At 62.1% G+C, this 1,832-nt stretch carries 2 protein-coding genes; one reads left to right on the top strand and one right to left on the bottom strand.

The window, feature by feature from the left end:
* The first annotated feature begins 84 nt into the window (after positions 1 to 84).
* Entirely contained in the window at positions 85 to 579 is a 495-nt protein-coding gene (locus DMP06_RS11190) for a nucleotidyltransferase domain-containing protein (protein WP_117635919.1), read from the top strand.
* Between the two features lie 71 nt (positions 580 to 650).
* Here the strand turns inward: DMP06_RS11190 and DMP06_RS11185 are convergent, their stop codons facing one another.
* Positions 651 to 1,733, bottom strand: a complete 1,083-nt coding sequence (locus DMP06_RS11185; RefSeq protein ID WP_161957921.1) for an IS1595 family transposase — start codon at positions 1,731 to 1,733, stop codon at positions 651 to 653.
* Positions 1,734 to 1,832: the final 99 nt, after the last annotated feature.

Below are 1,832 nucleotides of genomic sequence, written 5' to 3'. Positions count from 1 at the left end.
GCGTTGTGTTAGACCGCTTTGGATACTGGGACTTTTCCTATAATCTTTCTTGCTTAGATAGCAGGCGAAAGCGAAGGAGCTCCTATGGTCACCAAGGATGATGCGTGTTGGATAATCGGCCTTTCCGCAGGTGCGGGCATTGGCGTATACCTTGATGGCGGCTGGGGCGTCGATGCGCTTGTCGGGCGTGAGACCAGGGCTCATAACGACATCGACCTGTTCGTTCAGCGCGGGGATTACCAAAGGTTCGTGGATCTAATTGCTGATGAGGGGTTTTCCGAGGTGGCTGCATCTTTCACCACCGAAGATCACACGGTGTGGCAAGACGAGGCGGGGCGCATCGTCGACCTGCATTGCTTCGATTTCGCCGAGAATGGCGATATTCTGTATCAGGGAGATCGTTTTCCCGGGGAGGTCTTTTCGGGGAGGGGGCGCATCGGCGAGGTGGAGGTGTCGTGCATCGACCCCGAAAGCCAGCTGTTGTTTCACTTGGGCTATCAGCATGACGAGCACGACGCCCACGATGTCATGCTCCTATGCCGTGAGTACGGTTTCGACGTTCCCGAAGAATATCGCTAGCTGTTGCTATTTGCATCGGGGCACGACTTCAGCGCTTGCCGCAGATGCGCTGCGCCAGACCGCCCTGGACATCACGCCACGCCGTATATGGCCCTCCGCGCACGCGAGTCCCATTTCGCCTGCTTGATCCAGTACTCGTAGAACGGATAGGGGGTCACCTTGTACTGGCGCCAGGTCTTCTCGTACGTGCCGCGGGCTGCCTGCCTCACTATGAGCTCGGCGAGCTCGTCCGCGCTCCTGCGGACCTTGAAGCACCATGTCCACTTGAACCAGGCGAGGTAGTTCTCGAGGCGTCTCGTGGAGACACCCCGGAACCTGCCGATGAAGTGCCTCATCTGGGAGTGGAGGCTGTTCACCCTGTTGATGGCGTGCTCCTCCCTCTTGCTGGCGATGTGCGCGCCGACGCCGAGGGCGGGCAGGACGCGGCGGTACACGTGCGCACGGTCCGTCGAGATTATCGCGCCGACCGCGAGCTTGTCGGCGAGCAGCTCCCTGGCTGCCGCCTCGTCGAGGCCGCCCCTCCCCGCGATCTCGTAGAAGATGTCGCCGGCGTCGTTGATGCCGGTGAGCACGCATATCTTCTCGTGCCCGTCGGTTCCCTGCGACCTTGTGCGGGGCTTCCTGGGCATGCCGGACTCCGACCTGGAGCGGTTTCCCTTGAAGCTCTCCCTGAAGAAGCACTCGTCGAGCTCGGCCCCGCCGCCGGCCTCCACGCGGAAGGCGGGCATGCGCTTGGCCATGGCCTCGAGCAGCCTGTGGCGCATGAAGAACGCCGTCTTGAGGCACACGCCGCACTTTTCCGCCGACTCGCGCAGCGGGAGCATGTCCACGTGGCACTCCGCGAACCTCATCCAGGCCGACCTGTCGAGCTTGGTGGTGGAGAAGATGCGCATGGTGGCGTCGGTGAAGGTCCTGGCGCACCCTCGGCAGAGGAACCGCTGACGGCCGCGCCCGTCTCGCCCCCTCTTCACGTAATGCGGGGAGCCGCACCAGGGGCAGGCTCTGTCGGGATCGTCTTCCGCCCCCTCGCTTGCCGCGAGTTCGAAAAGCTCCGCGTCTATCAGCGCCTTGAGCGATCTCAGGGCCCTGCTCTTCTCGGCAGCCGTCATCTGCGGGAGGAACTGCCTCGTCAGCTGGGTGAGCACGTCTTCCATTGCAACCTCCATCTCTCCTGATGATGGAATTGTCGCAACCGGGGCCCCGTCGCGTGTACTGCGTGCAGGACACTTATCCAAAGTGGTCTAACACAACGC

This window comes from Slackia equolifaciens, assembly GCF_003725995.1.
Taxonomy (GTDB): domain Bacteria; phylum Actinomycetota; class Coriobacteriia; order Coriobacteriales; family Eggerthellaceae; genus Slackia; species Slackia equolifaciens.
Note: the sequence above shows the minus strand (reverse complement) of the source record. Positions and strands in the feature narration are given on the sequence as shown.

Coding starts and splice junctions, on each gene's coding strand:
- DMP06_RS11190 (WP_117635919.1), top strand. CDS start 85: ATGGTCACCAAGGATGATGCGTGTTGGATAATCGGCCTTTCCGCAGGT.
- DMP06_RS11185 (WP_161957921.1), bottom strand. CDS start 1,733: ATGGAAGACGTGCTCACCCAGCTGACGAGGCAGTTCCTCCCGCAGATG.